Origin of the sequence: Pseudomonas sp. Irchel s3b2, assembly GCF_900187445.1 — a bacterium.
In the GTDB taxonomy this organism is placed as follows: domain Bacteria; phylum Pseudomonadota; class Gammaproteobacteria; order Pseudomonadales; family Pseudomonadaceae; genus Aquipseudomonas.
Map to the genome: position 1 here is coordinate 180,323 of NZ_FYEB01000001.1, position 25,741 is coordinate 206,063.

General features: G+C 58.9%; 27 protein-coding genes. 18 read left to right on the forward strand and 9 right to left on the reverse strand.

Features of this window, described 5'->3' with window-relative positions; all coding sequences use genetic code 11:
- The first annotated feature begins 9 nt into the window (after positions 1 to 9).
- Complete coding sequence (lpxC, locus tag CKW20_RS00875; RefSeq protein ID WP_007939852.1) at positions 10 to 921, forward strand: UDP-3-O-acyl-N-acetylglucosamine deacetylase; 912 nt, start codon at positions 10 to 12, stop codon at positions 919 to 921.
- 79 nt (positions 922 to 1,000) lie between these two features.
- On the opposite strand, the gene CKW20_RS00880 is transcribed toward lpxC, so the two are convergent.
- The 5 genes from CKW20_RS00880 to CKW20_RS00900 all read right to left on the reverse strand — a co-directional run bounded on the left by CKW20_RS00880 (position 1,001) and on the right by CKW20_RS00900 (position 8,440).
- Positions 1,001 to 2,497: a sensor domain-containing diguanylate cyclase gene (locus CKW20_RS00880; protein ID WP_095051262.1), complete on the reverse strand. Its 1,497-nt coding sequence runs from the start codon at positions 2,495 to 2,497 to the stop codon at positions 1,001 to 1,003.
- A gap of 202 nt (positions 2,498 to 2,699) precedes the next feature.
- The gene (locus tag CKW20_RS00885) at positions 2,700 to 5,804 is read right to left on the reverse strand and encodes a multidrug efflux RND transporter permease subunit (protein WP_095051263.1); all 3,105 of its coding nucleotides are present in this window, start codon (positions 5,802 to 5,804) and stop codon (positions 2,700 to 2,702) included.
- Complete coding sequence (locus CKW20_RS00890) at positions 5,801 to 6,961, reverse strand: efflux RND transporter periplasmic adaptor subunit (RefSeq protein ID WP_095051264.1); 1,161 nt, start codon at positions 6,959 to 6,961, stop codon at positions 5,801 to 5,803. The genes CKW20_RS00885 and CKW20_RS00890 overlap by 4 nt, the downstream gene beginning before the upstream one ends.
- Positions 6,962 to 7,319: 358 nt before the next feature.
- Positions 7,320 to 7,823 carry a murein L,D-transpeptidase family protein gene (locus CKW20_RS00895; RefSeq protein WP_095051265.1) on the reverse strand — a complete coding sequence of 168 codons (504 nt, stop codon included), beginning with the start codon at positions 7,821 to 7,823 and terminating at the stop codon, positions 7,320 to 7,322.
- Between the two features lie 65 nt (positions 7,824 to 7,888).
- A complete protein-coding gene (locus CKW20_RS00900) occupies positions 7,889 to 8,440 on the reverse strand; it encodes an NUDIX hydrolase (RefSeq protein WP_095051266.1) in 552 nt (183 codons plus the stop codon).
- Positions 8,441 to 8,586: 146 nt separating this feature from the next.
- Between CKW20_RS00900 and CKW20_RS00905 the strand changes: the two genes are divergently transcribed.
- The 5 genes from CKW20_RS00905 (at position 8,587) to purT (ending at position 11,903) form a co-directional block, all read left to right on the forward strand.
- Positions 8,587 to 9,186, forward strand: coding sequence for a CoA pyrophosphatase (locus CKW20_RS00905; RefSeq protein ID WP_095051267.1), 600 nt, complete (start codon positions 8,587 to 8,589; stop codon positions 9,184 to 9,186).
- 56 nt (positions 9,187 to 9,242) lie between these two features.
- Positions 9,243 to 9,767 carry a gamma carbonic anhydrase family protein gene (locus CKW20_RS00910; RefSeq protein ID WP_095051268.1) on the forward strand — a complete coding sequence of 175 codons (525 nt, stop codon included), beginning with the start codon at positions 9,243 to 9,245 and terminating at the stop codon, positions 9,765 to 9,767.
- On the forward strand, positions 9,764 to 9,979 hold the full coding sequence (locus CKW20_RS00915) for a DUF1289 domain-containing protein (protein WP_095051269.1): 216 nt from the start codon (positions 9,764 to 9,766) through the stop codon (positions 9,977 to 9,979). The genes CKW20_RS00910 and CKW20_RS00915 overlap by 4 nt, the downstream gene beginning before the upstream one ends.
- Positions 9,980 to 10,164: 185 nt before the next feature.
- Entirely contained in the window at positions 10,165 to 10,632 is a 468-nt protein-coding gene (locus tag CKW20_RS00920; protein ID WP_095051270.1) for a VUT family protein, read from the forward strand.
- An 89-nt stretch (positions 10,633 to 10,721) separates the two neighbouring features.
- Positions 10,722 to 11,903 (forward strand): formate-dependent phosphoribosylglycinamide formyltransferase, encoded by a 1,182-nt coding sequence (gene purT, locus CKW20_RS00925; protein ID WP_095051271.1) that lies wholly within the window; start codon positions 10,722 to 10,724, stop codon positions 11,901 to 11,903.
- 118 nt (positions 11,904 to 12,021) lie between these two features.
- Here purT and CKW20_RS00930 read toward each other — a convergent pair whose 3' ends face one another.
- The 3 genes from CKW20_RS00930 to CKW20_RS00940 form a co-directional block, all read right to left on the reverse strand.
- On the reverse strand, positions 12,022 to 13,338 hold the full coding sequence (locus CKW20_RS00930) for an MFS transporter (RefSeq protein ID WP_095051272.1): 1,317 nt from the start codon (positions 13,336 to 13,338) through the stop codon (positions 12,022 to 12,024).
- Between the two features lie 283 nt (positions 13,339 to 13,621).
- On the reverse strand, positions 13,622 to 14,857 hold the full coding sequence (locus CKW20_RS00935) for a transporter associated domain-containing protein (protein ID WP_095051273.1): 1,236 nt from the start codon (positions 14,855 to 14,857) through the stop codon (positions 13,622 to 13,624).
- 12 nt (positions 14,858 to 14,869) lie between these two features.
- Positions 14,870 to 15,682: an inner membrane protein YpjD gene (locus CKW20_RS00940; protein ID WP_095051274.1), complete on the reverse strand. Its 813-nt coding sequence runs from the start codon at positions 15,680 to 15,682 to the stop codon at positions 14,870 to 14,872.
- Positions 15,683 to 15,892: 210 nt separating this feature from the next.
- Here CKW20_RS00940 and ffh point away from each other — a divergent pair, with 210 nt between their 5' ends.
- The 5 genes from ffh to rplS all read left to right on the forward strand — a co-directional run bounded on the left by ffh (position 15,893) and on the right by rplS (position 19,463).
- Positions 15,893 to 17,269: a signal recognition particle protein gene (gene ffh, locus CKW20_RS00945; protein ID WP_095051275.1), complete on the forward strand. Its 1,377-nt coding sequence runs from the start codon at positions 15,893 to 15,895 to the stop codon at positions 17,267 to 17,269.
- A gap of 249 nt (positions 17,270 to 17,518) precedes the next feature.
- Positions 17,519 to 17,770, forward strand: coding sequence for a 30S ribosomal protein S16 (gene rpsP / locus CKW20_RS00950; protein ID WP_003198088.1), 252 nt, complete (start codon positions 17,519 to 17,521; stop codon positions 17,768 to 17,770).
- Positions 17,771 to 17,775: 5 nt separating this feature from the next.
- The gene (gene rimM, locus CKW20_RS00955) at positions 17,776 to 18,312 is read left to right on the forward strand and encodes a ribosome maturation factor RimM (RefSeq protein ID WP_095051276.1); all 537 of its coding nucleotides are present in this window, start codon (positions 17,776 to 17,778) and stop codon (positions 18,310 to 18,312) included.
- Entirely contained in the window at positions 18,294 to 19,067 is a 774-nt protein-coding gene (gene trmD / locus CKW20_RS00960) for a tRNA (guanosine(37)-N1)-methyltransferase TrmD (RefSeq protein WP_173667518.1), read from the forward strand. Before rimM ends, trmD begins: the two co-directional genes overlap by 19 nt.
- A gap of 45 nt (positions 19,068 to 19,112) precedes the next feature.
- Positions 19,113 to 19,463: a 50S ribosomal protein L19 gene (rplS, locus tag CKW20_RS00965; protein ID WP_003175895.1), complete on the forward strand. Its 351-nt coding sequence runs from the start codon at positions 19,113 to 19,115 to the stop codon at positions 19,461 to 19,463.
- A 214-nt stretch (positions 19,464 to 19,677) separates the two neighbouring features.
- On the opposite strand, the gene suhB is transcribed toward rplS, so the two are convergent.
- Positions 19,678 to 20,496, reverse strand: a complete 819-nt coding sequence (suhB, locus tag CKW20_RS00970; RefSeq protein WP_095051277.1) for an inositol-phosphate phosphatase — start codon at positions 20,494 to 20,496, stop codon at positions 19,678 to 19,680.
- Positions 20,497 to 20,800: 304 nt separating this feature from the next.
- Between suhB and trmJ the strand changes: the two genes are divergently transcribed.
- The 7 genes from trmJ (at position 20,801) to hscB (ending at position 25,706) form a co-directional block, all read left to right on the forward strand.
- Positions 20,801 to 21,571, forward strand: coding sequence for a tRNA (cytosine(32)/uridine(32)-2'-O)-methyltransferase TrmJ (gene trmJ, locus CKW20_RS00975; protein ID WP_095051278.1), 771 nt, complete (start codon positions 20,801 to 20,803; stop codon positions 21,569 to 21,571).
- A gap of 2 nt (positions 21,572 to 21,573) precedes the next feature.
- Positions 21,574 to 22,350 carry a serine O-acetyltransferase gene (cysE, locus tag CKW20_RS00980; protein ID WP_095051279.1) on the forward strand — a complete coding sequence of 259 codons (777 nt, stop codon included), beginning with the start codon at positions 21,574 to 21,576 and terminating at the stop codon, positions 22,348 to 22,350.
- A gap of 238 nt (positions 22,351 to 22,588) precedes the next feature.
- Entirely contained in the window at positions 22,589 to 23,080 is a 492-nt protein-coding gene (iscR, locus tag CKW20_RS00985; RefSeq protein ID WP_007903581.1) for a Fe-S cluster assembly transcriptional regulator IscR, read from the forward strand.
- Positions 23,081 to 23,130: 50 nt separating this feature from the next.
- On the forward strand, positions 23,131 to 24,345 hold the full coding sequence (locus tag CKW20_RS00990; RefSeq protein WP_052967501.1) for an IscS subfamily cysteine desulfurase: 1,215 nt from the start codon (positions 23,131 to 23,133) through the stop codon (positions 24,343 to 24,345).
- 86 nt (positions 24,346 to 24,431) lie between these two features.
- Entirely contained in the window at positions 24,432 to 24,818 is a 387-nt protein-coding gene (gene iscU, locus CKW20_RS00995; protein ID WP_003443374.1) for a Fe-S cluster assembly scaffold IscU, read from the forward strand.
- Between the two features lie 34 nt (positions 24,819 to 24,852).
- Positions 24,853 to 25,176 carry an iron-sulfur cluster assembly protein IscA gene (gene iscA / locus CKW20_RS01000; RefSeq protein WP_007903589.1) on the forward strand — a complete coding sequence of 108 codons (324 nt, stop codon included), beginning with the start codon at positions 24,853 to 24,855 and terminating at the stop codon, positions 25,174 to 25,176.
- Positions 25,177 to 25,184: 8 nt separating this feature from the next.
- Positions 25,185 to 25,706: a co-chaperone HscB gene (hscB, locus tag CKW20_RS01005; protein WP_095051280.1), complete on the forward strand. Its 522-nt coding sequence runs from the start codon at positions 25,185 to 25,187 to the stop codon at positions 25,704 to 25,706.
- The last annotated feature ends 35 nt before the right edge of the window (positions 25,707 to 25,741 follow it).

The following is a 25,741-nucleotide window of genomic DNA, read 5'->3' on the forward strand; positions in this document are numbered from 1 at the left end:
GCCCATGCCATGATAAAACAACGCACCCTGAAGAATATTATCCGTGCCACAGGTGTCGGCCTGCACTCCGGGGAGAAGGTCTACCTGACCCTCAAGCCGGCGCCCGTCGACACCGGCATTGTGTTTTGTCGTGCTGACCTCGACCCTGTGGTGCAGATTCCTGCCCGTGCGGAAAACGTTGGCGAAACCACTATGTCGACCACGCTTGTTAACGGTGACGTCAAAGTGGACACGGTGGAGCACCTGCTCTCGGCCATGGCTGGCCTGGGCATCGATAACGCCTACGTCGAGCTCTCCGCGTCCGAAGTCCCGATCATGGATGGTAGCGCTGGACCCTTCGTATTCCTGATTCAATCGGCTGGCCTGGAAGAACAGGACGCTGCCAAGAAGTTCATCCGGATCCTGCGGGAAGTGACAGTGGAAGACGGCGACAAGCGCGCCACTTTCGTCCCTTTCGAAGGTTTCAAAGTGAGCTTCGAGATCGATTTCGATCACCCGGTTTTCCGTGACCGCACACAAAGTGCAAGCGTGGATTTTTCCAGCACTTCGTTCGTAAAAGAAGTCAGCCGCGCCCGTACCTTTGGTTTCATGAGTGACATCGAGTACCTGCGCAAGCACAACCTCGCACTCGGCGGCAGCGTTGAAAACGCTATTGTGGTCGACGCGGATGGTGTACTGAACGAAGACGGCCTTCGCTATGAAGACGAATTCGTGAAGCACAAGATCCTCGATGCAATTGGTGACCTCTACCTGCTGGGCAATAGCCTGATTGGTGAGTTCAAGGGCTTCAAGTCCGGACATGCATTGAACAACCAGCTGCTGCGCAAGTTGATTGAGCAGACAGATGCCTGGGAAGTCGTGACTTTCGAAGACGCCAGCACTGCACCGATCTCTTACATGCGTCCTGTTGCGGCCGTGTAAGCAAAAAACCTCTCTAGTTTTTTAAAGGCTACCTTCGGGTGGCCTTTTTTTATGATCCAGTTTTTTATGATCGAAATGATCAATCCACGGCAACCACCCGATTCCGCCCGTTTTCCTTGGCCTGATACAACGCCTTGTCCGCCACAAACAGCAATTGCTCCAAGCCGATATCAGACGCCGTCGTCCAGGTACTGAGACCAATACTGACAGTAATCGGCGATTCATCGCCCCCCACCAACGGCAACTGCTCCACCGCCGTACGGATGTTATCGGCAATCTGTTGCGCGCCGATGCTGTCTGTTTCAGCCAGGATCACCGAAAACTCCTCGCCACCATAACGGGCGACCAGGTCCGTCGGTCGCCGAACATGGTCGCTGATCACCTTGGCCACCCTGCGCAAGGCATCGTCGCCGCTCTGATGGCCATGGCGATCATTGAATGCCTTGAAGTGATCGACATCAATCATCAGCACCGACAATGGCAGGCCGGAACGTTGGGCGCGAAACCATTCGTGGCGCAGGGCCTGATCCAGGCTGCGGCGATTGGCCAGGCCGGTCAAAGGGTCGGTAGCGGCCAGTTGTGCCAGTTCCTGCTCGGCACCATGACGCCGACGCAGTTCCCGGCAGAGCAACCAGGTCAGCCACAGCAGGCTCACGCACAAGGCAATGGTCGCAAAGCTGACCACCATCGCGGTACGTTTCCAGGCTGCAAAGACTTCATCACTGGACAGCGCAACGATGACAATCAATGGCAGATTCCCGACCTTGGAGAAGGTATACAAGCGCTTGTCCTTGTGACGGCTGGAAAAGCCGGTGAAGCTGCCGTTACCTTCCTTGACGATGCGCTGAAAGTTGGGGCGGTTACTGAAGTCCCTGCCGATCAGTTCTTCGGCCAGGCGTGGTTGCTGAGCCAGCAGAATCCCGTCCTTGCTGATCAGATTGACCGTACTGTCACGACCGATGCTCAAACTGTTGAACAACTGATCGAAGTAACTCAACCGCATGGCGGCTTCGGCCACGCCCAGGAACTCACCTTGGGAGCCGTTCACCCGGCGGCTGAAACTGATACGCCAATCCTGTTCGGGCGACCTGGCTCTGAAGGGGGGACTGATGAACATGCCCGGGTCCGGGTTGTTCACGTGAGACTGGAAGTATTCGCGGTCGGCATAGTTGCCCTGCCTGGGTTCCACCGAGGCCGAGTCGGCGATCACGTCGCCCTTGTTGTCGAGCAATAAAATGTTGCCCTTGTACGGCGCGGCGGTGGCGCGGTCGAAATAGGCCAGATGGCGAATGGCTGGAGAAACGCTCTTGAGGTCTTCTCGCTGGGAGGCTGCGATCAAACCCAGCAGGGACACATCATAGAGTTCGACATTGCGCAGCACGTCGGCATCGATCAATTGCACGATATTGTTGGCGGCGCGAGCGGTGGACAATTCGGCATTGGCGCGTTCACGGATCAGCAGGAAGGTCACGATGCTCAGTATCGCAATCACCAACAACACACTGCCGAGAACCAGAAGCCGTTCCGAGCGCATCGAGCGACTCGAATGGCGAGATTTTGTACTGCTCACACTCATGGTTCTGACTTCTGCAAATAAGGCGTTATGAAAGTTCTTTTACAAGAATCGGGCAGAGTCCCAGAAACCGGATGCGTCCAGAGCGCCTACATAAATGCCGGATAAAAAAAGGCCAGCAAAACATGATGGCCTTTTGCTAAGAGAAGCTTAGAAGACATTCGGCGGGTAGTCGATAATTACCCTGTCGGGTGGTCTGGCTTTTTTATGGCGAGGGGGCTTGTCGGAACGGCAGCGGTGCTGATTTGGGTCGATGGAATAATCGCTCAAGCCACAAGTATATGACCGGCGTAGTGAACAGCGTCAGCGCCTGGCTCACCAGCAAACCGCCGACCACCGCGATGCCCAACGGCTGGCGCAGTTCGGCGCCGGTGCCGTAGCCGAGCATCAGCGGCAGGGCGCCGAGCAGGGCGGCGAGGGTGGTCATGATAATCGGCCGGAACCGCGTCATACACGCCTCATAGATCGCCTCTTCCGGCGGCAGGCCACGGTTGCGCTGGGCGTCCAGTGCGAAGTCGATCATCAGAATGCCGTTTTTCTTGACGATGCCGATCAGCAGCACCAGCCCGATCAACGCCATGATCGAGAAGTCCTGGCCGCAGATCCACAGCATGATCACCGCCCCGAGTCCCGCCGAAGGCAGGGTCGAGATGATCGTCAGCGGATGCACGAAACTCTCGTAAAGCACGCCAAGAATGATGTACACCGCCAGCAACGCCGCCAGAATCAGCCACGGCTGGCTGGCCAGCGAGCTCTGGAACGCCTGGGCCGCGCCCTGGAAATTACCGCTGATGGCCGTCGGCATGCCGATGTCGGTCTTGGCCTGATTGAGCATGATCACCGCATCGCCCAACGCAACGCCGGGCGCCAGGTTGAATGACAAGTTGGCCGCCGGGAACATCCCGTCGTGAGCAATGGACAACGGGCCGATGGTCGGCGCATCGAATTTCGCCAGGGCCGACAGTGGCACCATTTCCCCGCTCAGCGGCGAGCGCAGGTAGAAATAGTTGAGGCTTTCGGCCTTCCCGCGCTGTTTGGTGTCCAGTTCCAGAATCACGTTGTACTGGTTGGTCTGGGTCTGGAATTCGTTGATTTGCCGCTGGCCGAAGGCGTCATACAGCGCTTCATCGACATCGCTGGCGGTCAAGCCGAAACGCGCCGCCGCGCTGCGGTCGATGCTGATGTGGGTAATGCTGCCGCCCAACTGCAGGTCGTTGGAAATGTCGCGAAACGCCGGGTTGCTGCGCAGTTTTTCCGTCAGGCGCTGGGTCCAGGTGCTCAGGAGTGCACCGTCGTTGCTCTTGAGCACGTATTGGTACTGGGCGCGGCTCGGGCCGGAGCTGAGGTTGATGTCTTGCCCGGCGCGCAGGTACAGCACGATGCCCGGGACTTTCATCAGCTGTGGGCGAATCCGGTCGATGAACTGGCTGGCGGACACATCGCGGTCGCCGCGTTTTTTCAGCGAAATCCAGAACCGCCCGTTGGCGATGGTCTGGTTGCTGCCCGAAACACCGACCGAGTGTGAGAACGTCTCGACGGCAGGATCGGCGGCGACGATTTCGGCCATCGCCAGGTGTTTTTTCACCATGTCGCCGTAGGAAATGTCCGCCGCCGCTTCGGTGGTGCCGAGGACGAAACCGGTGTCCTGCACCGGGAAGAAACCCTTCGGAATGAAAATGTACCCGGCGACCGCCAGGCCGAGGGACAGGCCGAACACACCGATCATCAATTTCTGATGGGCGAGGGCGCGGCGCAGGCCTTTCTCATACAGCGCCAGCAAGCGTTCGCCGAAACCCGGTTTGCCATGGGCGTGATGCACCGGCGCGCGCATGAATAGCGCGGCCAGAGTCGGCGCCAGCGTCAGGGACACCACCACGGAAATCATGATGGTCGAGGTGGCGGTCAGGGCGAATTCCTTGAACAACCGCCCGACCACGCCACCCATGAACAGCAGCGGAATGAACGCCGCCACCAGCGAGAAGCTGATCGAAACCACGGTAAAACCGATCTCGCCGGCACCCTTAATCGCCGCATCGCGCATGCCGTCGCCGGCCTCCAAGTGGCGATGAATGTTTTCCACCACCACAATCGCATCGTCCACCACAAACCCGACGGACACCACAATCGCCACCAGCGTCAGGTTATTCAGGCTGAAGCCCATGATGTACATCAGGGCAAAACTGGCGATCAGCGACACACCGAGCACCGACGCCACGATCAGGGTCGCCGACAACTGCCGCAGGAACAGCGCCATCACCGCCACCACCAGCAGGATCGCGATCAGCAGGGTGACTTCCACTTCATGCAGCGAGGCGCGGATGGTCTGGGTGCGGTCGATCAACACCTTGACCTGCACCGAGGCCGGCAGCATGGCCTCCAGCGTCGGCAGGGCCGCTTGAATGCGGTCGACGGTTTCGACGATGTTGGCCCCCGGTTGCCGGAAAATCACCAGGTTCACCCCCGGCTGACCATCAGCCCAAGCCTGGATGTAGGCGTCTTCCGAACCGTTGACGACTTTGGCCACATCCTTGAGATGAACCGGTGCGCCGTCCTTGTAGGAAACAATCAGCTGACCGTATTCCTGGGGGTGGAACAATTGGTCGTTGGTGGACAAGGTCGAAATGCTCGACTCGCCGTACAGCGCACCCTTGGCCAGGTTGAGGCTGGTCTGCTGGATCGCCAGGCGAATGTCCGCCAGGGTCAGGCCAATGGCGGCGAGTTTGTCCGCCGAGGCCTGCACGCGGATCGCCGGACGTTGCTGACCGGTAATGTTGATATTGCCTACGCCGTCGATCTGGCTAATCTGACGGGCGAGCAGGGTTTCCACCAGGTCACTGACTTCGGTGCCGGGCATTTGCGGCGAGTTGATGCTGAGGATCAGCACCGGGCTGTCGGCCGGGTTGACCTTCCTCCAGTTCGGCAGGTTCGGCATGTCTTTGGGCAGTTTGCCGGCGGCGGTGTTGATCGCGGCCTGGACTTCCTGCGCAGCGGTATCGATGCTTTTATTGAGGGTGAATTGCAGGGTCAGGATGGTCGAGCCCAAGGCGCTGCTCGAGGTCATCTGGGTCACGCCGGGGATGGCGCTGAATTGCACTTCAAGCGGCGTGGCCACCGACGAGGCCATGGTTTCGGGGTTGGCGCCAGGCAGTTGCGCGGCCACCTGGATGGTCGGGAATTCCGCTTCCGGCAGTGGCGCAATCGACAGTTGCGGGAAGGCGATGACACCGAGCAGCACCAAGGCAAAGGTCAGCAGGACCGTCGCCACCGGATGATCTATGCACCACGCGGAAACCGAGCCATGGCCCTTCATGGTTTTGGCTCCGATTGCACCACTTGTGGTGGGTCGGTCACTACCTGCACGGTCGAGCCTGGCTTGAGTCGCGACTGACCGTCGCTGACCAAAACATCGCCGGGTTTCACGCCTTTGATGATGTCCTGACCGCTGCCTTGATGAACCATCTGAACTTGAACGGCTTCGACCTTATCGCCGTTGACCCGGTAGACGAAATGTTGATCGAGGCCACGTTGTACGACGGTGGGCGGCACCACCAGCGCATTTTTATCCAGCGCTGTCTGAATCTTTACCGTGACCAGCAGGCCCGGCCAAAGCTTCTGTGTGGGGTTGGCGAATTCGGCCTTGGCGCGGATGGTCCCGGTGTTGGCGTTGATCTGGTTGTCGATCAGGGTCAGGCGGCCTTCGCCCAGCAGGTTGCCGGTTTCGCCGTCGGTGTCGGCACCAATGTAAGCCTTGACCTGCGTGTGCTGTGGATCGTTGATCAGGCCTTGCAGGGTCGGCAGCATTTGCTGCGGCAGGGAAAACTCCACGGCGATCGGGTCGATCTGGGTCACCGTGAACAAGCCTTGGGTGTCAGTCATACGCAGGAAGTTGCCTTCGTCCACTGTGCGAATTCCGACGCGACCTGTGACCGGGGAGCGAATCTGTGTGTAGGAAAGCTGCACCAGAGCGGCGTCGATTGATGCCTGATTGCCTTGGGCGGTGGCTTTGAGTTGGTTGACCAGCGCTTGTTGCTGGTCGTAGGTCTGCTTGGACACGCCGTCATCAACGCTCAGCAGTTTGTAGCGCTTGAGATTGACCTGTGCCACTTGCAGTTGCGCCTGGCTCTCGCCCAGTTGCGCTCGGGCCTGATCGAGGCTGGCGCGAATTGAACGGTCATCAAGGGTGGCCAGCAGGTCACCTTTGTTCACCTGTTGGCCTTCTTTGACCAGCAGTTTGGTGAGGATGCCGTCGATCTGCGGACGTACGACCACGCTGTGCAATGACAGCACCGAGCCGATACCGCTGATGTAGCGGGGCACGTCTTTTTCGGCAACGCTGACCACTCGCACGGGAATGGCGGTGGGGGCTGCCATTTTGGTTGTGACGGGTTTGGTGGCGTACCACACGCCCAGCGCTGCCAGGGTGATCAGAAGGGCGGCGAACAGGGCGGTTTTTTTCTGAATTCGCATGCGAGTGGGGCGCCGGGCAGAGTGGTCGGAGTTTTGTCAGGTTTATACCTTCCTTTATAAACCTGTTAGCCCGTCAGGAATGACTGCTAACTGACGGCGCTGTCAGTTTGGACCTCTCTGGATTGATGCTGATTCCCCTGTAGGTGCTGCCGGAAGTCTGCGATCTTTTGAGTTTATTTTTTGATGCCGGCCGAAGGAAGCGGTTTGTGGCCAGTCAGTTAAGCGCAATTCATGTAGGAGCGAGCTGCTCCGGGCGGCGTTCCGACGAACACGGCGGCACAGTCAACGTTGATGTCGCCTGGCATACCGCTTTCGCGAGCAAGCTCGCTCCTACAGGGTTCCGCGGGAGATTATAAAGTTAAGGGCGAATCTCGATCATCGTGCCGTCCGGCACCAGACCCCAGACTTCGCGCATGTCCATGTTGCGCATGGCGATACAGCCGTCGGTCCAGTCCAGGGTGTGGAACAGGTCTTCGGGGTTGTCTTCGGTATCCGGGGTGCCGTGGATCATGATCATGCCACCAGGCTCGACGCCTTCGCGCCGGGCGCGGGCGGAGTCGCTGATATTAGGGTAGGAGATGTGCATCGCCAGGTTGAAACGGTCGCTGATCTTGCGCCAGTCCACCCAATAAAAGCCTTCAGGGGTGCGTTTGTCGCCCTCCATCAACTTCGGCCCTTTGGGGCGTTTACCCAGGGAAATGCGATAGGTCTTGATCGGCTTGCCATCATTGATCAATTGCAATTGATGGGCTGATTTGAGAACCAGAACTTTTTCGATGACTCTGCCGTCCAGCGTTTCCGCGGAGGAAGCCTGGGTGACAGCGACGAACGATAAGCAAAAAACAGCAAGCAACCAGCGCATTGAAACGATATCCCTGAGAGGTGTCGCGATTATCTATTTTATAGGTGCTTTTATGTGCAGGCGCTTTAAATGATGGCGGGCTGGACCAGCGGCGGGATCGATTCGGACCGCACGGGGTAGACCTCGGACCGCCGGTCAGCGAAGAAGCATTCTAAGGTACGCCCCACCGTGCGGAAAGCCAGTTCGCCCCAAGGGATGTCGGCTTCTTCGAACAGTTGCACTTCCAGGCTCTCGGGACCCGCGGAAAAATCCAGGTCCACCAGTTCGGCGCGAAAGAATACATGCACCTGGCTGATGTGCGGCACGTCGATCAACGTATAGATACTCAGGTTACGCACCCGGGCGCAGGCTTCTTCGGCGGTCTCGCGAATGGCGGCCTGTTCGATGGTCTCGCCGTTTTCCATGAAACCGGCGGGCAGGGTCCAGTAACCGAGCCGTGGCTCGATGGCGCGACGGCACAGCAACACCTTCGAACCCCAGGTCGGCACGCAACCGGCGACGATATTGGGGTTCTGGTAATGGATGGTATGACAGCTGTCGCAGACAAAACGCAGGCGCGAATCGCCTTCGGGAATGCGCTGGGTTACCGGGTTGCCGCATTGGCTGCAAAATTTCATGCTTGGGTTCCTGAATGCTGCGCCTATCTTGGCGTGCAGCGGTGTCGGTCGGCAAGTTGTCGTTTCGCGACATGAGGCTGTTCGGGGCTTGGGCGGCCGATGCGATTGGTGCATGATGCAGGGTAAGGCACAGATCGAGAAGACTCATGCTGGACGAGCTACTGCACCGGGTAAGCAATCACACGCCGCGTACGCTGGAAACCGACCGACGTTTCCCCGAAGCCGCGGTATTGTTGCCCATCACGCGCAGTGACGAACCGGAATTGGTCCTGACCCTTCGCGCCAGCGGGCTTTCGACCCATGGCGGCGAAGTCGCCTTCCCCGGCGGTCGACGCGACCCCGAAGACCCCGATCTGATTTTTACCGCCCTGCGCGAGGCTGAAGAAGAAATCGGCCTGCCGCCGGGGCTGGTCGAAGTAATCGGCCCGCTGAGCCCACTGATCTCCCTGCACGGCATCAAGGTCACGCCCTATGTCGGCGTCATCCCGGATTTCGTCGAATACCAGGCCAACGATGCCGAGATCGCCGCGGTGTTCAGCGTGCCGCTGGAGTTCTTCCGCAAGGACCCGCGCGAGCATACCCACCGCATCGATTATCAGGGCCACAGTTGGTACGTGCCGAGCTACCGTTATGGCGAGTACAAGATCTGGGGGCTGACGGCGATCATGATCGTCGAGTTGATCAACCTGCTCTATGACGCGAAAATCAGCCTGCATCAACCACCCAAGAGTTTTATCAAAACCTGAAGCCATCGTTCGCATGGCATGAGTCTGTGGCTGTCTGAGCCTTTGAGGACAATAAGATGAAATACCGCCTGGGCGACGCCCGCGTCGACACCCATCCGCAGAGCTGGGTCGCCCCCAATGCCGTGCTGGTGGGCAAGGTCAAGCTGGAAGAGGGCGCCAACGTCTGGTTCAACGCCGTGTTGCGTGGCGATAACGAATTGATCCTGATCGGCAAGAACAGCAATGTGCAGGACGGCGCCGTGATGCACACCGATATGGGCTACCCGCTAACCATTGGCACCGGCGTGACCATTGGCCATAACGCCATGCTCCACGGCTGCACGGTGGGCGATTACAGCCTGATCGGCATCAATGCGGTGATTCTCAATGGCGCGAAAATCGGCAAGAACTGCATCATCGGCGCCAATTCGCTGATCGGTGAGGGCAAGGAAATTCCGGACGGTTCACTGGTCATGGGTTCGCCGGGCAAGGTCGTACGCGAGTTGACCGAGCCGCAAAAGAAAATGCTCGAAGCCAGCGCTGCCCACTATGTGCATAACTCGCAGCGTTATGCCCGCGATCTGGTCGAGCAGGAAGAATGAGCACCATCGAGCGACCGGTCCCATCGCCGTGCGTGAACATTTGTGCGTTGGATGAGGATGACATTTGCACCGGGTGTCAGCGCACGGTGGAAGAAATCACCCGCTGGAGCCGGATGGACAACGCAGAGCGGCGCAAGGTGTTGGGGTTGTGTCATGAGCGGGCGAAGTCGAGTGGGTTGATCTGGATGATTGGGGCAAAATCGGATAATTGAGGTGCGGCCTTCGCGGGCAAGCCTCGCTCCTACAAGTCCGGGTAATCCACGATGATGTGATCGACATCGACCTGTAGGAGCGAGGCTTGCCCGCGAAGGCGTCCTCACTGCCGCCATCACTCCCTTGGCCCAACCTCTCCCCTGAAGTACCCTGTGCACCAAATTGACAGGTATCCCCCCGCCCCATGCTCTTCCTGATCGCCTACATCAGCAGCGTCGTGCTGATCAATTACGCCTTTTCCAGCGCCCCGCACCTGGACATCATCTGGTCGGCCTGGGGTGGGTTGGTGTTCGTGCTGCGCGACATGGTGCAAACCCGTTTCGGTCACGGCGCGATCGCGGCGATGCTGGTGGCGTTGGTGCTGTCCTACGTCACTTCCGACCCATCCATCGCCCTGGCCAGCGCCATCGCATTCGCCGTGTCCGAGTGCATCGACTGGCTGGTGTTCAGCATTACTAAGCGTCCATTGCACGATCGCCTGTGGATAAGTTCGGCGCTGAGCATCCCGCTGGACACCTTCATCTTCTTCGGCATGATCGATGCGTTCACTCCGGCCGTGATCCTCACCGCCATGGGCTCGAAGTTCGCAGGTGTGACAGTCGTGTGGCTGATCATGGCCTGGCGCTTGCGTAATCAGCCCGTCGTCAGCTGAAGCCAAACCCTCAGGTTCATGTAAAATGCCGCGCTTTCTCCCCATGGGAAGCGTGCTTCCCTAGATGATCCGCTTCTTGAGGACCTGAGATGACCCGTATCGGAACTCCATTGTCGCCAACCGCGACCCGCGTATTAATGTGTGGCTGTGGTGAGTTGGGCAAGGAAGTGGTGATCGAGCTGCAACGCCTGGGCGTTGAAGTCATTGCCGTCGATCGCTACGCCAATGCGCCGGCCATGCAAGTCGCCCATCGCAGCCATGTGATCAACATGCTCGACGGCGCGGCCCTGCGTGCAGTGATCGAAGCCGAGAAGCCGGACTTCATCGTGCCGGAAATCGAAGCCATCGCCACCGCGACCCTGGTAGAGCTGGAGTCCGAAGGCTTCACCGTGATCCCGACCGCTCGCGCCGCACAGCTGACCATGAACCGCGAAGGTATCCGTCGCCTGGCCGCCGAAGAGCTGGGCCTGCCGACGTCGCCGTACTACTTCGCCGACACCTTCGAGGACTACAGCAAGGCTGTGGACGATCTGGGTTTCCCATGCGTGGTCAAACCGGTCATGAGTTCCTCGGGCAAAGGCCAGAGCCTGCTGCGCAGCGTCGATGACGTGCAGAAGGCCTGGGATTACGCTCAAGAAGGTGGCCGCGCCGGTAAAGGTCGCGTGATCATCGAAGGCTTCATCGACTTCGACTACGAAATCACCCTGCTGACCGTGCGTCACGTTGGCGGCACTACGTTCTGTGCGCCGGTTGGCCACCGTCAGGAGAAGGGCGACTATCAGGAGTCCTGGCAGCCACAAGCCATGAGCCCGGTTGCCCTGGCTGAATCCGAGCGCGTAGCCAAAGCCGTGACCGAAGCCCTGGGTGGCCGTGGTCTGTTTGGCGTCGAGTTGTTCATCAAGGGTGATCAGGTGTGGTTCAGCGAAGTTTCGCCGCGCCCGCATGACACCGGTCTGGTGACCCTGATTTCCCAGGACCTGTCGCAGTTCGCGCTGCACGCACGGGCGATTCTGGGCCTGCCGATTCCCTTGATTCGTCAGTTCGGGCCTTCGGCGTCGGCGGTGATTCTGGTGGAAGGGCAGTCGACTCAAACCGCATTCGCCAATTTGGGTGCGGCGCTGAGCGAGCCGGATACTGCATTGCGTCTGTTCGGCAAGCCTGAGGTCAATGGCCAGCGTCGGATGGGTGTGGCGTTGGCGCGTGATGAGTCGATCGATGCCGCACGGGCTAAAGCGACCCGTGCTTCCCAGGCTGTTGTTGTAGAGCTGTAAACTTCCTCTCTGATCGTTCCCACGCTCTGCGTGGGAATGCAGCCCGGGACGCTCTGTGCGCCCAATGCGGACGCGGAGCGTCCGTTGAGGCATTCCCACGCAGAGCGTGGGAACGATCTTATGAGACTCGATTCAAATCGTTATGCCGCGTCTCCTTCAGGCACAGCACCGCGATCAAGCTCAACACCGCCGCCCCCGACACATACCCGCCGACATAACTCAAACCGCCCATCGCCACCAGTTTCTGGGCAAAGAACGGCGCCGCCGAGGCTCCGACAATCCCGCCCAGGTTGTAGGCCGCTGATGCGCCGGTATAGCGCACGTGAGTCGGAAACAGCTCCGGCAGCAGCGCGCCCATCGGCGCAAACGTCACGCCCATCAGAAACAATTCGATGCACAGGAACAGCGCTACGCCCCAGGTCGAGCCTTGGGTCAGCAGCGGTTCCATCAGGAATCCGGACAGAATCGCCAGAACGCCACCGATGATCAGCACCGGTTTACGCCCGAAACGATCACTGGCCCAAGCCGACAGCGGTGTCGCGGCCGCCATGAACAGCACAGCGAAACACAGCAGCGCGAGGAAGGTTTCGCGGGTGTAGCCGAGCGTCGACACACCGTAGCTCAGCGAAAACACCGTCGAGATATAGAACAGCGCGTAACACACGACCATCGCCCCGGCACCCAGCAGCATCGGCGCCCAGTATTGGCTGAACAGCTCGACCAACGGGATCTTCACCCGCTCCTGGCGAGCCATGGCGTTGGCGAACACCGGGGTTTCGTGGAGCTTGAGGCGTACGTACAAGCCCACCATCACCAGCGCGGCACTGAGCAGGAACGGAATCCGCCAGCCCCACGAACGGAACTGCTCGTCGTTTAGGCTCATGGCCAGGGTCAGGAACAGGCCGTTGGCCGCCAGAAACCCGATCGATGGACCGAGTTGCGGGAACATGCCGTACCAGGCGCGCTTGCCTTTGGGCGCGTTCTCCGTGGCCAGCAATGCGGCCCCGCCCCATTCACCGCCCAGCCCCAGGCCCTGGCCGAAGCGCAGCACGCAAAGCAGGATCGGCGCCCAGGCGCCAATGCTGTCGTAACCCGGCAGCACGCCAATCAGCGTGGTACACACGCCCATCAGTAGCAGAGAGGCGACCAGTGTCGATTTACGCCCGATGCGGTCACCGAAGTGGCCGAACAGCGCCGAACCCAGTGGCCGCGCAAGAAAGGCGATACCGAAGGTGAGGAACGCCGACAGCATCTGGGCGGTGCCAGAGGTTTGCGGAAAAAACACCGGCCCGATCACCAGCGCCGCTGCCGTGGCATAGACGTAGAAGTCGTAGAACTCGATGGCCGTGCCGATGAAACTCGCGGTGGCCACGCGGGTGGCGGAGTTGGTCGGTTGGGCAGGCGTGGCTTCGGTATAAGTCGTACTGGTCGTCATGCGGTAATCCCTGACAGTCATGTGCCCCAGTGGAGCGAATTATTATGGTCGAACACCCAGGGATGTGGGTTTAACGCAGAGTGCGGGTAGCACGGGGTATGGCGGGGCTGGGTAAGCGGCTCGATTATGCCATGGTCGATAGCGCTTTTTGTAGGCGCCAGGTTTGCCGTAATGCCCAGTCAGTTAAGCGAGTGAGCCGCTTTTCGTAGGAGCCAGGCTTGCCGGCGAAAGCGTTTTCGAGGACGCCTTCGCCGGCAAGCCTGGCTCCTACAGAATCGTGTCGTCAGATAGTGGGGGATAGCGCAGTCGTATGCCAGATCAACACGCGCGTGACGCGATTGTCTTCCGTCTCCAGAATCTCCAGCCGATAACGCCCGATCTTCAGGCAAACCGCACTGTCCGGAATCGTTTCCAGCGCCTCGGTCACTAACCCGTTGAGGGTTTTCGGGCCATCGCTGGGCAGGTGCCAGCCAAGGCTTTTGTTCAATTCGCGAATCGACGCCGCACCCTCGATGACCAGGCGACCATCGGCCTGCGGGTGGATGTGCGGATTATCCAGGCTGTGCTGGCTTTCGAATTCACCGACGATTTCTTCGAGAATGTCTTCCAGGGTCACGATGCCCAGCACTTCTCCGTATTCGTCGACCACCATGCCCAAACGCCGCTGCTGCTTGTGGAAGTTCAGCAATTGCAGCTGCAGCGGGGTGCTTTCCGGTACGAAATACGGTTCGTGACTGGCTGCCAGCAGCGCTTCCAGGGTCAGGCTTGAATCCGGCAATAAATGACGGATCTGCCGGGTGTTGAGCACCGCTTCGACCTGGTTGATGTCGCTGTGGAATACCGGCAGGCGGGTGCGCCTGTTATGGCGCAATTGTTCGATGATTTCTTCGAGGGGATCGTCCAGATTGATTCCGTCGACGTCACTGCGCGGCACCAGAATATCGTTGACCGTGATGTTATCCAGCGCGTGGATACCTGACAGCGAATGCGGGCGGCCGGCTGCGTGTTCGTGATCGTCGTGCCGATCTGCCGGTGCCTCGTCCTCGCTTTGCTGCACCACGTTGATTTTGCGGGCGAATGGTCGCATCAACAGTTGGCTGATGGCATTGAGGAGCCAGGCAGCCGGGTAGACGATCTTCAAGGGTATGCCGAGCAGTGTATTGCCCAGGGCCAGGACGGCATCCGGATAGCGCACGGCAAGGGTGCGCGGCAGGTAGTCGGCGAACACCAGCAGCACCGCGCTGGCACCGAGGCCGGCAATCCATGGGCCGTTTTGCGCCCAAGTGAAAATCGCCAGCAAGGTGCTGATGACCACCACCAGCGCGCGACACAGGGTGTTGCAGAGGATCAGGCTGCTGAGTGGGAAACTCAGCTTGGCCACGGGTTTGTCGCTCGAGCGCGAGGCCGTGCGCTGAGCCAGCAATTGCTGTTGTGCAATTTCGATGGCGGTAAACAGCCCCGACCATAAAATCAGCAGGGCCAGCACCGCGAGCATCGGCCCTATGGGCAAGTCGTCCATTAATGCCGCCCGTCAGATATGCAGAATGTATTCGCGGACCAGCTTGCTGCCGAAGTACGCCAGCATCAGCAGGCAAAAACCGGCAAGGGTCCAGCGAATGGCTTTGTGTCCGCGCCAGCCGAGGCGGTTACGCCCCCAAAGCAGCACGCTGAACACGATCCAGGCCAGGCACGCCAGCAGGGTTTTATGCACCAAGTGCTGGGCGAACAGGTTCTCGACGAACAGCCAGCCGGAGATCAGCGACAGTGACAGCAGGCTCCAGCCGGCCCAGAGGAAACCAAACAGCAGACTTTCCATGGTTTGCAATGGCGGGAAATTCTTGATCAGCCCGGACGGATGCTTGTGTTTGAGCTGATGGTCCTGAACCAGCAGCAGCAAAGCCTGGAACACCGCGATGGTGAACATGCCGTAAGCGAGGATCGACAAGAGGATGTGGGCGAGGATGCCTGGCTCTTCGTCAATGATCTGCACTGTGCCGGCGGGGGCGAACTGTGCCAGCAGCACGGTGGCGGCGCCCAGCGGGAACAGCAATAGCAGCAGGTTTTCCACCGGAATCCGCGAGCAGGCCAGCAGGGTCAGGGCAATAACCGCCGCGGCAATCAGGCTGGCGGCGCTGAAAAAGTCCAGGGCCAGGCCGATCGGTGTCAGCAGATAGGTAAGCAGGCTGGCGCTGTGGGCCAGCAAGGCCAGCACGCCGAGCGTGACCAGCAGGCGCTTGTTCGCCTTGGCGCCGGTGGCCAGACGAGTGCCTTGATAGAGGGTCGCAGCGGCATATAAGCAGGCGGCGGCGAGGGTGGTAAGCAAACTGGGTGACAAGGGGAGCATAAATCCTGTTAGGCAAGCCCGAAAGGCGCTGAGTTTGGCATAGAACCCCCACAGCACGAAAGACCATGCAACCTGACGGCGAGGTGTCCGCCAGACGCAGTCTTCGCTATAATCCGCGACCTGCCCACGCCGCAGGCTCGCCGAGCACATGTTTATTCCGGTCTGGGCCGCCATTATCCCGGTCTACACAGGGCCTGAAAGGATCGCGCAATGTTTGAAAACTTAACCGACCGTCTCTCGCAGACGCTGCGCCATGTCACCGGCAAGGCCAAGCTGACCGAGGACAACATCAAAGACACCCTGCGCGAAGTTCGCATGGCGTTACTCGAAGCCGACGTCGCCCTGCCGGTGGTCAAGGACTTCGTCAATTCGGTCAAGGAGCGCGCTGTCGGCACCGAGGTGTCGCGCAGCCTGACGCCGGGCCAGGCCTTCGTGAAAATCGTCCAGGCCGAACTCGAAAGCCTGATGGGTGCGGCCAACGAAGACTTGAACCTCAGCGCCGTTCCTCCTGCTGTCGTATTGATGGCAGGTTTGCAGGGCGCGGGTAAAACCACCACCGCCGGCAAACTGGCGCGCTTCCTTAAAGAGCGCAAGAAGAAGTCGGTCATGGTCGTGTCCGCGGACGTTTACCGTCCGGCGGCGATCAAGCAGCTGGAAACCCTGGCCAACGACATCGGCGTGACGTTCTTTCCGTCCGACCTTAGCCAGAAACCGGTCGACATCGCACAAGCGGCTATTAAAGAAGCCAAACTGAAATTCATCGACGTGGTCATCGTCGATACCGCTGGTCGTCTGCACATCGACGAAGAGATGATGGGCGAGATCAAGGCGTTGCATGCCGCGATCAACCCGGTCGAAACCCTGTTCGTGGTCGACGCCATGACCGGCCAGGACGCCGCCAACACGGCCAAGGCCTTTGGCGATGCGCTGCCGCTGACCGGTGTGATCCTGACCAAGGTCGACGGCGATGCCCGTGGCGGTGCCGCGCTGTCGGTGCGAGCCATCACCGGCAAGCCGATCAAGTTCATCGGTATGGGCGAGAAGACCGAAGCGCTCGAACCGTTCCATCCTGAGCGTATCGCTTCGCGCATCCTCGGCATGGGCGACGTGCTCAGTCTGATCGAGCAAGCCGAACAGACCCTCGACAAAGACAAGGCCGATAAACTGGCCAAGAAGCTGAAGAAGGGCAAGGGCTTCGATCTCGAAGACTTCCGCGATCAGTTGCAACAGATGAAGAACATGGGCGGCCTCGGCGGCCTCATGGACAAACTGCCGAACATCGGCGGCGTGAATCTGGCGCAGATGGGCAACGCCCAGGGCGCGGCAGAGAAGCAGTTCAAGCAGATGGAAGCCATCATCAATTCCATGACCCCGGCCGAGCGCCGCGACCCTGAGCTGATCAGCGGTTCGCGTAAGCGCCGGATCGCCATGGGTTCCGGCACCCAGGTGCAGGACATCGGTCGCTTGATCAAGCAGCACAAGCAGATGCAGAAGATGATGAAGAAATTCTCCGCGAAAGGCGGAATGGCCAAAATGATGCGCGGCATGGGCGGTATGTTGCCCGGCGGCGGCATGCCCAAGATGTAAAAGATTCGCGCCGGCAGTGATGTCGGCGCTATCCACGGCAACGTGGATTTTCCAGCAAACCCGCCATTGGCGGGAGCTGACTTGCCGTTTTAACCGACGGCTCTATAGCAAATCTGGATGGCGGCCGATAGGCCGCCGGAAAAAGACATTTGCAAAAGTCCGGATATTCCTTAGAATATGCGGCCTTTCGGGCACCTATGCCCGCTGTGCCTTTAGATTTGCAGCACCGACTACAGGAACGATGTTCACATGCTAACAATCCGTCTTGCCCTTGGCGGCTCCAAAAAGCGCCCGTTTTACCACTTGACCGTAACCGACAGCCGCAACCCGCGCGACGGTTCGCACAAGGAACAGGTTGGTTTCTTCAACCCTGTTGCTCGTGGTCAAGAAGTTCGTCTGTCCGTGAACCAAGAGCGCGTAGCCTACTGGCTGAGCGTTGGTGCACAACCTTCTGAGCGCGTTGCTCAGTTGTTGAAGGAATCTGCCAAGGCTGCGGCCTGAGCAATATGAACGCGACGCCAGCTGTTGCCGATGATTTGATCGTTATTGGCAAAATTTATTCTGTTCATGGCGTTCGCGGCGAGGTGAAGGTGTATTCCTTTACTGATCCGACTGAAAACCTGTTGCAGTACAAAACCTGGACGCTCAAGCGTGAAGGCAATGTGAAACAGGTCGAGCTGGTCAGCGGACGTGGGAACGACAAGTTCCTGGTCGCAAAGCTCAAGGGTCTCGATGATCGTGAAGAAGCACGTCTTCTGGCCGGTTATGAGATCTGTGTGCCGCGCAACCTGTTCCCTGAATTGACCGATGGCGAGTACTACTGGTACCAGCTGGAAGGTCTGAAGGTTATTGATCAGCTCGGGCAATTGCTCGGGAAAATCGATCATCTTCTGGAAACCGGCGCCAATGATGTAATGGTGGTCAAGCCTTGCGCTGGCAGCCTGGATGATCGCGAACGCCTGTTGCCCTATACGGAGCAATGCGTGTTGGCTGTCGACCTGGTCGCAGGCGAGATGAAGGTGGAATGGGATGCGGGCTTCTAAACGTGGCTAACCTGCGCGTAGAAGTGATCAGTTTGTTTCCCGAGATGTTCTCCGCCATCAGCGAGTACGGCATCACCAGTCGGGCGGTGAAGCAGGGGCTGTTGCAGCTTACCTGTTGGAATCCGCGAGACTACACGACGGATCGACATCACACTGTGGATGATCGCCCATTTGGCGGTGGTCCGGGCATGGTGATGAAGATCAAGCCCCTGGAAGATGCGTTGGTTCAGGCCAAGGCAGCAGCCGGGGAGGCGGCGAAGGTAATTTACCTGTCCCCCCAAGGCCGTCAACTGACTCAGTCGGCGGTGCGCGAGTTGGCGAATCTGGATGCATTGATCCTGATTGCCGGCCGCTATGAAGGCATTGACGAGCGTTTTATTGATGCTCATGTCGATGAAGAGTGGTCGATTGGCGACTATGTACTGTCTGGCGGCGAGCTGCCGGCGATGGTCCTGATCGATGCGGTTACACGACTGCTGCCTGGAGCTTTAGGGCATGCGGACTCCGCCGAGGAAGATTCCTTTACGGATGGTTTGCTGGATTGCCCGCACTACACCCGACCGGAGGTGTATGCGGATCAGCGTGTTCCCGACGTATTGCTAAGTGGCAATCACGCGCATATCCGGCGTTGGCGTTTACAGCAGTCCCTTGGTAGGACCTTTGAACGACGCGCCGATCTTCTGGAAAGCCGCTCGCTTTCTGGAGAAGAGAAGAAGCTGCTCGAGGAATACATCCGCGAGCGGGACGATAGTTAACAACGTATCGATGGTAGATCCGATGATTTACCTTAGGAGCACAGCATGACTAACAAAATCATCCTTGCACTCGAAGCAGAGCAGATGACCAAAGAGATCCCTACCTTTGCCCCGGGCGACACCATTGTCGTTCAGGTGAAAGTGAAGGAAGGCGATCGTTCGCGTCTGCAAGCGTTCGAAGGCGTCGTTATCGCCAAGCGTAACCGCGGCGTAAACAGTGCTTTCACCGTTCGTAAAATCTCCAACGGTGTTGGTGTAGAGCGTACTTTCCAGACCTACAGCCCGCAAATCGACAGCATGGCCGTCAAGCGTCGCGGTGACGTACGTAAAGCCAAGCTGTACTACCTGCGTGACCTGTCCGGTAAAGCAGCTCGCATCAAGGAAAAACTGGCTTAAGTCCAGCTTCCGATGCCGAAACGCCGGCCTGTTCAGGCTGGCGATTCAAGAAAATGCCTCGTATCGAAAGATACGGGGCATTTTTCGTTATGGTGGGGAACCTGTAGGAGCGAGCGGTGCGGCGATCCCGCAGGGATTGTGCGACGTTGGGGTTTTTTCTGCGCAAAAAAACGCCCCGAACAAGTCGGGGCGTTTTCTTGAGGTGCTTTTGCTTTTAGCGCTTCAGCGAAGCTGGCAGGTGCGGCTGGATCGCCGTCAATACTGCCTTGAAGCACTTGGTGTTGCCGGCAACGATGTGGCCTTTCTCAAGGAAGTCGTGACCGCCGGTGAAGTCGCTCACCAAGCCGCCTGCTTCCTGGATCAGCAGGGCGCCTGCAGCCATGTCCCACTCGGACAGGCCTGATTCCCAGAAAGCGTCGAAGCGGCCAGCGGCAACGTAGGCCAGGTCCAGACTCGCTGCGCCAGCGCGGCGGATGCCGGCGGTCTGGCCAACCAGGGCGCGGAACATGCCCAGGTAGTTGTCGAGGTTGTCCATCTGGTCGTCACGGAACGGGAAGCCGGTACCCAGCAGGGCGCCGTCCAGGCTGGTGCGGCCGCTGACGCGCAGGCGGCGACCGTTCAGTTGGGCGCCACGGCCGCGGCTGGCGGTGAATTCTTCCTGGCGAACCGGGTCCAGAACAACGGCGTGTTCCAGGCGGCCACGGTATTTGCAGGCGATGCTGACGGCGAAGTGAGGAATGCCGCGCAGGAAGTTGGTGGTGCCATCCAGTGGGTCGATGATCCACAGGTATTCTTCGCCTTCGATGCCGTTACCGGCGTGCATGCCGGTTTCTTCACCCATGATCGAGTGATTCGGGTAAGCCTTGCGCAGTGCGTCGACGATTTTCTGTTCGGCGGCGCGATCCACCTCGGATACGTAATCCTTGGCGTCTTTTTCGTCGACCTTGATGGTATCCAGGCGCTCGATGGAGCGGAAAATCAATTCACTGGCGCTGCGGGCGGCGCGCAGCGCGATATTCAGCATGGGCTGCATGGATGTGTCACCTAAGGTTGTTAAAGAAAGCCGGGCATTCTATCAGAAAGTTTCTACAGGAGAAGGTCGGTGTTCGCTTTCATGGCTTAACGGTGTGTCCCGTCTCGGAAATGCACTCACATTTTGATGAGTGCTCAATGTTGGCAGGCAAGGCGCCGCGCCGACTCATAGCTCGCTATAGGGGGAAGCGGCAACGCAACACGCCACATTGAGCGCCGTCAAAAGTGAACAGTTATTTTTGAGGCGGGACACCATGGAGCGCTGTAAGATTCGGCTCCCTTTATTGTGTTCGAGAGCGCCTCCCTTGCTGCAAAACATTCGTGTCGTCCTGGTCAATACCAGTCACCCCGGGAATATCGGCGGTGCTGCGCGTGCCATGAAGAACATGGGCCTGTCGCGGCTGGTGCTGGTCGAACCGCGGTTGTTCCCGCATCACGAGGCTGATGCGCGTGCGTCCGGTGCCGGTGACATTCTTGAAAACGCTCAAGTCGTCGCCACCCTGGAAGATGCCTTGGTCGGCTGCAATCTGGTGCTCGGTACCAGTGCTCGCGATCGTCGCATTCCCTGGCCGTTGCTCGATCCCCGTGAATGCGGTGTGAAGGTGGTCGAGGAAGCGGAGCAGGGTGCCGAGATCGCATTGGTGTTCGGTCGTGAAGACTCCGGCCTGACCAACGAAGAGCTGCAGCGATGTCATTATCACGTGCACATCCCATCAGATCCTGAGTTCAGTTCGCTGAACCTTGGGGCGGCGGTGCAGGTGTTGAGCTATGAAGTGCGTATGTCCTGGTTGGCGGCTGTAGGTCAGCCGAGCAAGGTCGAGAAGGATGAAGTGGCGTCCACCAAGAGTGGTGAGCTGGCGACCATGGATGAGCTGGAGCGATTCTATGAGCACCTGGAGCAGACCCTGGTGACCATCGAATTCCTCGATCCGGAAAAACCACGGCACTTGATGGCGCGTCTGCGCCGGTTGTACGGACGCAGCTCGGTCAGCCGGGCGGAAATGAATATATTGCGTGGCATCCTCACGGAAACCCAGAAAGCGGCCCGTGGCGAGCTTCTAAAGCGGAAGGATTAATGATGTTCGAGCGTTTGCGTGAAGATATCCAAAGTGTTTTCCATCGTGACCCGGCTGCGCGTAATGCTTTTGAGGTTCTGACGTGCTACCCGGGCATGCACGCCATCTGGATCCATCGCCTGTCGTCAGCGTTGTGGGGCATGGGCTGGAAATGGCTGGCGCGGGTGGTGTCGAACTTCGGTCGCTGGTTGACCGGGATCGAGATTCATCCGGGTGCCAAGGTCGGTCGTCGCTTCTTTATCGACCATGGCATGGGCATCGTTATCGGTGAGACCGCCGAGATCGGCAATGACGTTACCCTTTATCAAGGCGTGACCCTTGGTGGCACCAGTTGGAACAAGGGCAAGCGTCACCCGACTCTGGGGGACGGTGTGGTGGTCGGGGCGGGCGCCAAGGTGCTCGGTCCGTTTACCGTCGGCGCCGGCGCCAAGGTCGGCTCCAATGCGGTCGTGACCAAAGCGGTTCCGCCGGGGGCTACGGTGGTCGGGATTCCGGGGCGGATCATCGTCAAATCCGATGAGGAGCAGGACGCCAAGCGCAAGGCCATGGCCGAGAAGATCGGTTTCGATGCCTATGGTGTCGGCGAAGACATGCCGGACCCGGTGGCTCGAGCCATTAACCAGTTGCTCGATCATCTGCAGGCAGTCGATGGTCGACTTGAAGGGATGTGCGGGGCGCTGAAGGACTTGGGTAGCAATTACTGTGCGAAAGATCTGCCTGAACTGCGCGAAGAAGACTTTGCCTGTGTGAAGGACAAGGATCAGAGCCAGGCCAGCTAGACCGTGTCAGCTTCTTCGCGGGCAGGCCTCGCTCCTGCATGGGTGCGCTAATTCTGTAGGAGCGAGGCTTGCCCGCGAAGAACGATAACGCGCAATTGCTGGCTGTACACGGCCAGCCTTTGTTATGATGCGCGCGCTCTTTTGCGGGTAAACCTGAGTAAAGCACTAGGTCTTATAGTTGACTTAAATACTCGGGAATTGCATACTCGCCCCATTCCGAATTCCGTGGTAATTGTCCATGCGACTGACTACAAAAGGCCGATACGCCGTGACCGCCATGCTTGACTTGGCGTTGCACGCGCAGCACGGGCCGGTGTCCCTGGCCGATATCTCCGAGCGCCAAGGTATCTCCCTGTCCTACCTCGAGCAGCTTTTTGCCAAATTGCGCCGCAGCAATCTGGTGTCCAGTGTTCGCGGTCCAGGCGGTGGTTACCAGCTGTCCCGCGACATGCAGGGCATCCAGGTCGCCCAGGTGATCGATGCGGTCAACGAATCGGTCGATGCAACCAAATGCCAGGGCCAGGGCGATTGCCATCAAGGCGACACCTGCTTGACCCACCACTTGTGGTGCGACCTGAGCCTGCAGATTCACGAATTTCTCAGCGGTATCAGCTTGGCTGACCTTGTAACTCGCCGTGAGGTGCAAGAAGTAGCCCAGCGTCAGGACCAGCGTCGTTGCAACAGCAAGGCGCCGCGCCTGGACAAGATTGAAGCGTCCGCCGTCGAATGACAGCCAAAGAGCTAGCGGCACGCCAGCCAGCCTGATTTAGGAGATAGTCCATGAAATTGCCGATTTACCTTGATTACTCTGCGACGACCCCGGTTGATCCACGTGTCGCGCAAAAGATGAGTGAATGCCTGCTGGTCGACGGAAACTTCGGTAACCCGGCGTCCCGTTCCCACGTGTTCGGCTGGAAAGCTGAAGAATCCGTCGAGAACGCTCGTCGTCAGGTCGCTGACCTGGTTAACGCCGACCCGCGTGAAATCGTCTGGACCTCCGGTGCCACCGAGTCCGACAACCTGGCAATCAAGGGTGCGGCGCATTTCTACTCCACCAAAGGCAAGCACCTGATCACCACCAAGATTGAGCACAAGGCTGTCCTCGACACCATGCGCCAACTGGAGCGTGAAGGTTTCGAAGTGACCTACCTCGATCCTCGCGAAGATGGTCTGGTCACTCCAGAGATGGTCGAAGCAGCCCTGCGCGACGACACCATCCTGGTGTCGATCATGCACGTGAACAACGAAATCGGCACCATCAACGACATCGCAGCCATCGGCGAACTGACCCGCTCCAAGGGGATCCTGTTCCACGTCGACGCCGCTCAGTCCACCGGCAAGGTCGAGATCGACCTGTCGAAGCTGAAAGTCGACATGATGTCGTTCTCTGCCCACAAAACCTACGGCCCTAAAGGCATCGGCGCGCTGTACGTCAGCCGCAAGCCGCGTGTGCGCATCGAAGCGACCATGCATGGCGGCGGTCACGAACGTGGCATGCGTTCCGGCACCCTGGCGACCCACCAGATCGTGGGCATGGGCGAAGCTTTCCGTGTAGCCAAGGAAGACATGGCTGCCGAGAACGTACGCATCAAAGCCCTGAGCGATCGTTTCTTCAAGCAGGTCGAAGGTCTGGAAGAGCTGTACGTCAATGGCAGCATGACCGCCCGTGTACCGCACAACCTGAACCTGAGCTTCAACTACGTTGAAGGCGAGTCGCTGATCATGGCGCTCAAGGATCTGGCGGTTTCGTCCGGTTCGGCCTGCACCTCGGCATCGCTTGAGCCTTCGTACGTACTGCGCGCCCTGGGCCGCAACGACGAACTGGCACACAGCTCGATTCGCTTCACCTTCGGCCGTTTCACCACCGAAGAAGAAATCGACTACGCCGCGCAGAAAGTCTGCGAGGCCGTTACCAAGCTGCGCACTCTCTCGCCGCTGTGGGACATGTACAAAGATGGCGTCGACATTTCGAAAATCGAGTGGGCGGCGCACTGATATTCAAGTCGCCGCAACCGGGCCCTGCGAATCGACGATTGGCAGGGCTTCAAGAGCGACTCTCTGATGAGTGAGGATTAAGAATCATGGCTTACAGCGAAAAGGTCATCGACCACTACGAGAACCCGCGCAACGTCGGCAAGATGGACGCGGAAGATCCTGATGTCGGCACCGGCATGGTCGGCGCTCCGGCGTGCGGCGACGTGATGCGCCTGCAGATCAAGGTCAACGAACAAGGCATCATCGAAGACGCCAAGTTCAAGACTTACGGTTGCGGTTCGGCTATCGCCTCCAGCTCCCTGGCGACCGAGTGGATGAAAGGCAAGACTCTGGATGAAGCAGAGACCATCAAGAACACTCAGCTGGCCGAAGAACTGGCTCTGCCGCCAGTAAAAATTCACTGCTCCGTACTTGCTGAAGACGCTATCAAAGCGGCTGTTCGCGACTACAAGCAGAAGAAAGGCTTGATCTGACTTTCAAGATTTGGCGACGAGTAAGGAGTCACCGATGGCTATCAGCATGACAGAAGCGGCTGCTCAACACGTGCGACGCTCCCTCAACGGGCGCGGCAAAGGTGAAGGGATTCGTCTGGGTGTTCGCACCACAGGCTGTTCCGGCCTTGCCTACGTGCTGGAGTTTGTCGACGAGGTGGTGGCAGAGGATCAAGTGTTCGAAAGTCACGGCGAGAAAGTGATCATCGACCCGAAAAGCCTGGCATACCTGGACGGAACCGAGCTCGATTTCGTCAAGGAAGGGTTGAACGAAGGCTTCAAGTTCAACAATCCCAACGTACGCGGTGAATGTGGCTGCGGCGAAAGCTTCAACATCTGAGGCTGCTTGTGGGTACTCCTTGTCATTTCGCTTTATTTGAACTGCAGCCGAGCTTCCGTCTGGATCTCGAGCAGTTGGCCACGCGCTACCGTGAGTTGGCGCGCGGTGTTCATCCAGACCGCTTTGCCGACGCTTCTGAGCGTGAGCAGCGGCTGGCGCTCGAGCAATCCGCGAGCCTCAACGAGGCCTACCAGACGCTCAAAAGCCCTCCCAAACGCGCGCGCTACTTGCTCGCCATGGGCGGTCGCGAGCTGCCGCTGGAGGTTACGGTGCATGATCCGGAGTTTCTTCTGCAGCAGATGGAGTTGCGTGAAGAGCTCGAAGACCTGCAAGACAGCGCCGACCTGGCCGGCATTGCCGTGTTCAATCGTCGTTTGAAGGTTGCGCAGGATGAACTGAACGAAAGCTTCGCAGCCTGTTGGGATGATGCAGCGCAACGTGAACAGGCCGAACGCCTGATGCGGCGCATGCAATTCCTCGACAAGCTCACCTACGAAGTGCGCCAGTTAGAAGAGCGCCTCGACGATTAACCCAGTGCCGCTCCGGTCGCACGCCTGATATACAG